General features: G+C 40.0%; 7 protein-coding genes. 5 read left to right on the forward strand and 2 right to left on the reverse strand.

Annotated elements, in window-relative coordinates:
- The first annotated feature begins 352 nt into the window (after window positions 1-352).
- The 3 genes from GX437_12005 to GX437_12015 are packed head-to-tail and all read left to right on the forward strand — an operon-like array spanning window position 353 to window position 1,479.
- Window positions 353-727, forward strand: a complete 375-nt coding sequence (locus GX437_12005; protein ID NLJ08378.1) for a 30S ribosomal protein S6 — start codon at window positions 353-355, stop codon at window positions 725-727.
- A gap of 11 nt (window positions 728-738) precedes the next feature.
- The gene (locus tag GX437_12010; protein NLJ08379.1) at window positions 739-1,011 is read left to right on the forward strand and encodes a 30S ribosomal protein S18; all 273 of its coding nucleotides are present in this window, start codon (window positions 739-741) and stop codon (window positions 1,009-1,011) included.
- 6 nt (window positions 1,012-1,017) lie between these two features.
- Window positions 1,018-1,479, forward strand: coding sequence for a 50S ribosomal protein L9 (locus GX437_12015; GenBank protein ID NLJ08380.1), 462 nt, complete (start codon window positions 1,018-1,020; stop codon window positions 1,477-1,479).
- Window positions 1,480-1,845: 366 nt separating this feature from the next.
- Here GX437_12015 and GX437_12020 read toward each other — a convergent pair whose 3' ends face one another.
- Window positions 1,846-3,999, reverse strand: coding sequence for an aldehyde:ferredoxin oxidoreductase (locus GX437_12020; protein NLJ08381.1), 2,154 nt, complete (start codon window positions 3,997-3,999; stop codon window positions 1,846-1,848).
- Between the two features lie 204 nt (window positions 4,000-4,203).
- Here GX437_12020 and GX437_12025 point away from each other — a divergent pair, with 204 nt between their 5' ends.
- The gene (locus GX437_12025) at window positions 4,204-5,307 is read left to right on the forward strand and encodes a hypothetical protein (GenBank protein ID NLJ08382.1); all 1,104 of its coding nucleotides are present in this window, start codon (window positions 4,204-4,206) and stop codon (window positions 5,305-5,307) included.
- 3 nt (window positions 5,308-5,310) lie between these two features.
- On the opposite strand, the gene GX437_12030 is transcribed toward GX437_12025, so the two are convergent.
- Window positions 5,311-6,054 carry a biotin--[acetyl-CoA-carboxylase] ligase gene (locus tag GX437_12030; GenBank protein ID NLJ08383.1) on the reverse strand — a complete coding sequence of 248 codons (744 nt, stop codon included), beginning with the start codon at window positions 6,052-6,054 and terminating at the stop codon, window positions 5,311-5,313.
- 79 nt (window positions 6,055-6,133) lie between these two features.
- Between GX437_12030 and GX437_12035 the strand changes: the two genes are divergently transcribed.
- On the forward strand, window positions 6,134-6,555 hold a 422-nt coding region (locus GX437_12035; GenBank protein NLJ08384.1), incomplete at its 3' end, for a Gfo/Idh/MocA family oxidoreductase.

Here is a 6,555-nt window from a genome sequence, read left to right on the forward strand (position 1 = left end):
TAAATTAGTGAATTGAAAACACCATTTTTGTCTAATCTCAAAACATTGACAGGATCATATGGATTCTTCATCCACAGGAAATCAGAATAATTTTTCACCCAAATCCATAGACAATCTTAATAAGATTACTGACAGTAAATTCCTAATCCTGCCGGCTAGTTTCAAATACCTGCATTTAAAGGTGATGGTGAATCTTTTGGGTTGGGTTAATCTCATGTTTTCATATTTCTGAGGTTGATGCATCCCAGAAGGCAAAAAAATCAGAAAAAAATAATTGTGAATATGCTTGTGGATTAATGAAAGCTTTCTACCTTTGCAGTCCGAAATAATTTTGAATATTGACGAAAGAAACATGAAGAAGCATTACGAAACAATGTTTATCGTTACACCGTTGGTTACTGAAAGTCAGCTGAAAGAAACAGTAGCCCGCATCAAAGATTTGATGACCCAGAACGGTGCTGAAATTTATCATGAAGAAGATTGGGGTTTAAGGAAGCTTGCCTATCCCATTAAAAAGAAAACTTCAGGATATTATTTCCTTTTTGAATTTTTAAGCGATCCGGCATTTATCCAGCGGCTCGAAACGGAGTATAACCGTGAAGAAAGGATACTACGTTACCTGACCACTGCTTTGGATAAATTTGCCATTGAGTACAATGAAAAAAGGAGAAAGGAAGGCAAAAGGCCCGAAAAAGCTAAAGATGTAACAGAAACAACAACCTTTTAAAAATTTCAGATATGGCTGCACAGCAATATAAAAATATCTTCATTAACATTACACCCAAGGAAAGACCGAAAAGAAAAAAATATTGTTGGTTTAAGAAAAACAATATCAGGTATATAGATTACAAAGATCCTGATTTTCTGCTCAGGTATGTTGATGAAAACGGGAAAATCATTCCACGCAGGTACACCGGCACCTCCCTGAAATATCAGCGTAGGCTGGCATCTGCAATAAAGAAGGCAAGACATCTTGCACTTTTACCCTTTGTGTCTGATTCATTAAAATAATTTGCCATGGAAGTAATTCTTAAAGTTGATGTTGAACATCTGGGTTCAGCCGGTGAGATAGTGAATGTTAAACCTGGTTATGCAAGAAATTATCTTCTTCCAAAGCAGTTAGCCATCCTTGCAACGGAATCAAACAAAAAAATGCACGCTGAGCTTCAGAAACAAGCCAGATACAGAATTGAAAAAGAATTGGCAGCTGCCCGCGAAACTGCTGAAAAACTTGCCAAGATAACATTGAAACTTCCTGTAAAGGTTGGAACAACCGGTAAATTATTTGGCTCTATCACCAACCTGCAGGTGGCCCGCGTGTTAAAAGATCTTGGATACGATATTGACAGAAAAAATATTACCTTCCTTGATGAAATAAAGGAACTCGGGAAATACCGCATTTCTGTAAAAATCAATAAGGAGCTTTCTGTCGAAATGAACCTGAATGTGGTTCGTGACGAAGAAAAAGATTCCGAATAAAAATCAACCTGTCAATCTGTAAGTTTTACCTGCCTGTAAACAGGTTTAATCTGTATTTTAGTTTTATTTTCCCAAATGGTGAGTTATTTTACGGTCGGGGAGCAAGATTAACTGGCAGCAGGCAGTTTGCAGTCATCTGCAGGTGCATACAAACCGGAAACCGCAACTTAATCTGAATTATACAATAGTTATTTTTTACCACAGAGACACTGAGGGACACAGAGTGGCACAAAGCAACACCGGGTTTATGTTTTTACCAACTGAAGACTAAGAAGTTACAAAGTTTTATGATTAAGAAAACCGTTGAGTCCCGGCACTACATAACATTTCCTGATGAGGATAGCTATCAGGAGCGAAAGATGTCTTTTATTGCAAGGGCGAAACCACCTCAATCAGTTCCGGTAAATCCATCCCGATATTCTTCAGATGCTCGATTTTAGGCACCCCGTTCAGATTCCATCCCCTGCGGGTATAGACAGCATCCAGCAGTTTTTCATATTGCTCTTCACGGAACTTGCGCGTCAGCCTCATTTTTTCCTGTAAACTCAATCCTGTGGGATCTATTCCCCATTTTTCCTTCAACTGGGTATCATATCTTTCCTGACGGCTCAGGTATTCTTCTTCAGTAACAGGCCCTGCGGCACGATAGGGCTGGGCATCGTGTTTACGAAGTCCGTATCCTCTTCGTATATTAAAGATTCTCTGATAATTATACACCCGTTCACTTTGCCTGACCAGCTCGTGTTTATCAATATGCTGACCGGTTACGGCATTATAGATGGTCACATAATTGTCCACATGTTCAGGAACTTTTGCGGGCTCATCTGTCTCGGCATTATTTTCCGGTTCCACATCGTTCCACGGGAGTTTGCAAAGACCCTGAAGGCCAAACCAGGTACGGAACATCGGGAAATAATGCAACGCTTCAGCTTTATCTTCAAAGGTAGGAATCTGATTGTTGACCATATCCATAAAAATCAGCCAGGCTTCATCGTGCTGAGGCCCTTTGTTGGTCATGGCATATCCTCCCTGCTGTGCCAGCGATTCTTTTGAGACATACTGGCTGTATTCAAGGCCTTTGTTTTCCATGGCAATATCAAAAAGGAACTGAGGATCGCCCCAGCCTTTTTCGATAAACATTTCCTTCATTTTTCTCACACCCAGTCCGGCAATTTTTCCAAAACCCTCACCTCTTGCTACCTGATGGAGCAGTTCCATAGCAGCGTGCATGTTCCCGAAATTCAGTTCAAGGCCGCCAGTACGCTCCTTGTTCAAAATACCTTCCTCATAACATTCCATGACGAAGCCGAGGATAGTTCCCCATGTAATAGTACAAATTCCATAAGTATCACAATAGAAATTGGCCTCGATAGTCCAGTCGGGGTCGAAAATTCCGGCATTGCTGCCAAGTGAAGCAGCAGTTTCATATTCAGGGCCGTCCACAATCACCTTCTGACCTTTATAGGGGCCTGTCTGTAATACAAATTCATCGACACCCTTGGCACAACTCATATTACAACCAATCCAGCAACCATCAGGAACACCCTGTGTAAAGCGTTCTTTGTATCTGTCAGAATGCACATTAATGGCGTCTTTATGGCTCCCGAATTTGAAATTATGGGTAGGAAACAAATCATAATCGTTCATAATGTTGGTCAGGTGGGCTGTTCCGACTTCTTTCATCCGGCTTTGTTTGTGGTCGAGTTCCCTCATTTCGCGGTTAAATCTGCGGCCACGCTCCATGATGGCTTCCAGATCAACCACATTGTTAAGATTGCCGGTGATTCCATCAACCTTTGCAACCAGCGCCTTAATTTTTTTATCTCTGAACACTGTTCCGATTCCGCCCCTGCCGGCTTGCTTTAGCCTGACTTTTTTACGTTTTACGTCATAAAAGCTGAAATTCAACATGCCAATCAGGGAATGGTCGGCTGCTGAACCTGCAGATACTACTGAAACATTTTTCTTGTCTTTTTCATCATCGGCATACATTTCATGAAGCAATTCAGCCAAAACATGGCTATCGAGCGGTTCAGCCGGTGCTTCTTCAATACGAATGGTTTCTGTCGTTTTGTCGATGATAATAATTACATCTTTTTCGGCTTTACCCTGAAGTTCGAGAGAATCAAAGCCGCTGAACTTCATAAAAGGGCCAAAATATCCCCCGACATTGCTGTCGATCACGATGTCGGTTTGTGGTGAAATGGTAACCACCAGCGATTTGCCGGTCCCCGAATACTGGGTAATGCCACAAATAGGCCCGGTATTAATAACAATCTCATTTTCAGGATCATTCCATTTTGTATCCGGTTTGGTAGCCTCCCACAGCAGCTTCAATCCGAAACCCTTACCTCCGATGAATTTCTCTTTCATCAGCTCAGTAACAGGTTTTTCAGATACTTCTTTGGTGCTCAGGTTTATGTATAAGGTACGGTTATTATATCCTCTGATAACCGGTGCCCATTTGTATTTATACTCCTTCAGGAGCTTGCGTTGTGCTTTATATGATTCAATGTTCATAGTTTTGATTTTAAAGTTATGCTCAATTCACAAGCAAAAATATTAAAACAGGAATAATACAGCACTGTCATCATCAAAAATTTTTCAAATCATCAGCTGAAAAACTTTCTTTTCAGTTAAAAATTTTTCATTCCTGTTATTGTCATAGGTTTGCATCCGCAATAAAATTTGATTTTTCATACAGAAATGAACAAATACAAGGAAATATTGGCTTTTTTCCAAAAGAAATATGTCAGGATTACGTTTAAAATAATTTTATATGGGTTTGCAGCTTATGGCTTCATCCTGACTGCCGCTTATTTTGCCGTAAAACTTCACCTGACAGATGACCCGGGTGTTGTTGACAAAAATGACAGGTATTTTCAGGAAATGGCTGAAAAGTACAAAAAAAACAATGGGGTTAAGTATAAAACACCTGATAATGAGGCAGTTGTTTACAACAAAATAGCTGTTTTGCACCAGTATGCACCATTGAATGCCAATCTGATACTTCATACCTTTAATAAAACCAAAAACGTTGAGCTGGCTCAAAGAATGTTTGATGCGGTTAATGTTCATCTGCAGAACAATAAAGATTACCTCAGGCAGTTAGAGGAAGCTGACAAATTGAAAATTAAATCATTAGAAAAATTTGACACCAATTTGTTCAGTTGGATGAACATGGAGGAATGGCGGGATTATAAAATCATCATGAAGAAAGAATATAAGCTTCTCGACAGTGTCGGAAGGCTGACAGGTGTTGAACCCAGATTGATTGCGGCCATGCTGACTGCCGAACAGATCCGGCTTTTCGACAACAACAGGGAGGCGTATAAAAAATGGATAGGCCCGTTGAAAATACTTAGTGTTCAGAGTAAATTTTCATGGGGTGTTACCGGTATAAAACCCGAAACGGCCATGAAAATAGAAAAATTTATAAAAACGGATACCTCCGTTTTTTATCCCGGAAAAAAATATGAGCATCTGCTTGATTTCAGGACACAAGATATTGACAAAGAGCGATTTGACAGACTTACTGATTTTCATAACCATTATTATTCTTATCTGTATGCGGCCATGAACATCCGTATGCTGGTCAGTCAGTGGAAAAAAGCAGGATATGATATTACCGACAGGCCTGAAATTATCGCCACATTGTTTAACGTGGGTTTTGAGGCTTCTAAGCCCAAACCCAATCCAAGAGTCGGAGGCTCGGGAATTATGATTAAAGGCACACGATATACTTTTGGCGCTGTGGCTTATGAGTTTTATTATTCCGGAGAGCTTGCCGACCTGCTTCCCTATTGGAAAACCAGAATAATTGACTGATTTTCAGCAAAAAATAATTTCCTTGAAATCAAAATGAAGGAGCCCTGTTCCTTCCTTCTCAACCATCAGTTTTCCATCGTGCCTGACACCTTTGATAATGCCCTGAAAATTGCCTGAATGATCACGAAAGGTTCGTAATTCATTTAATCCGTAAAGCCTGTTCAGATAAGCTTCATCGAGAAACTGAAACTCTTTCTCTTTAAGTTTCTGATAGAAAACAAACAATAAATCAATGATTTCCAATAATATAGAATCTAAATTATGTTTTATCCGTGTCAACAGAAAAAGGGATACCGGATTGGGTAATTCCTCCGGAAAATCCGCCTGATTGATGTTGATACCCATGCCGGCAACAGTTTTTGAAAAACCATTTACACCCAGTTCATTCTGGATCAGAATTCCGGCTATCTTATTTTCATTTACATAAATGTCATTCGGCCATTTGATGCTGATTTTTTCAGCAGGTAAATATTTTTCGAGGCAGGAGGCAATGGAGAGGGCAGTAATTTTATTCAGGTAAAAGAAATGCTCCAATAATAGAAAATCAGGGTACAAAACCACGCTTGCCAAAATGTTTTCTGCTTTTCGGCTATGCCAGCTATTGTTTCCCTGCCCCTTCCCCTTTGATTGAAATCTTGCCGAAACAACTGTAAATTCAGGCAGTTTACTTTCTGCCATCAGTCGCCAGGCATGGTCGTTGGTAGAATCGGTTTCTTCCAATCTGATAATATTCGCTGTTGCTTTCATTGACAAAATGCAATTTTTAACAAAAGTAAAAAGAAATCACTAAAAATAAAGCATATTTGCAGGCAGATTGATAATCAGAATGCAAACAGAAAACAGGAAGTTGAAAATAGGTGTGTTGGGAGCAGGTCATTTAGGGAAAATCCATCTTAAGCAAATCAGGGAAATCAGGGAGTATGATCTGATAGGTTTTTATGATTCAGATGATAAACAGGCCAAACTGGCCGCCAAAGAAACAGGAGCCAAAGCCATCAGGGATTTTGACGAGATTGTATCAGAGGCAGAAGTAATCGATATCGTTACACCGACAACTTCCCATTTTAAATATGCTGTTGAGGCCATTGAAGCAGGGAAACATGTTTTTATTGAAAAGCCACTGACTTACACGCTCGAAGAAGCTGATATTCTGGTGAAAAAAGTCAGGAAAAGCGGAGTGAAGGCACAGGTAGGACATGTGGAGCGTTTCAATCCCGCATTTTTAGCAGCTCAGGAAGAAGGCCTTGA

It is taken from the genome of Sphingobacteriales bacterium (genome assembly GCA_012517435.1).
Taxonomy (GTDB): Bacteria; Bacteroidota; Bacteroidia; order CAILMK01; family JAAYUY01; genus JAAYUY01.